A 423-nucleotide genomic window follows, 5' to 3' on the forward strand; every position below is an offset into this window, starting at 1 on the left:
GTTGCTGGATCATTTACGGAAAGTCGGGACAAGGAAAAAGTTCTTTCGCTCTGCAGCTGGCACGCAAATTTGATGAAATGGGGCTTCGGGTTCTTTATTTAACACTTGAAATGGGCGCGTGCGACGACTTCGTGAATTCCGTTCTTAGTGTCGGCATTCATAGTAAAACGAATAATATAATCTATTCGGATGAAGCCACCATCACAGAACTGGACGAATACCTGTCAAAGCAACGCAGCCCGGACGTGATAATGATAGACTCCATACAATATTTCGAGCAGCAAGGGGGAGCGAAAGCCACCGAAATAATCCGCCTGCGCAAGAAGTATCCGCGAAAGATATTTGTCTTCATCTCTCATGTGGACGGACGCGAGGTGGAAGGAAAAACAGCCTATGACGTGAAACGTGACAGCTTTAAAAGAA

1 pseudogene is annotated in these 423 nt (G+C 45.9%); it reads left to right on the forward strand.

Going from position 1 to position 423, the window contains the following annotated elements:
- Positions 1 to 423, forward strand: a pseudogene (locus HMPREF2794_RS23895) (ATP-binding protein); the annotation flags it as partial.

Origin of the sequence: Bacteroides sp. HMSC067B03 (genome assembly GCF_001811315.1) — a bacterium.
Taxonomy (GTDB): Bacteria; Bacteroidota; Bacteroidia; order Bacteroidales; family Bacteroidaceae; genus Bacteroides; species Bacteroides faecis.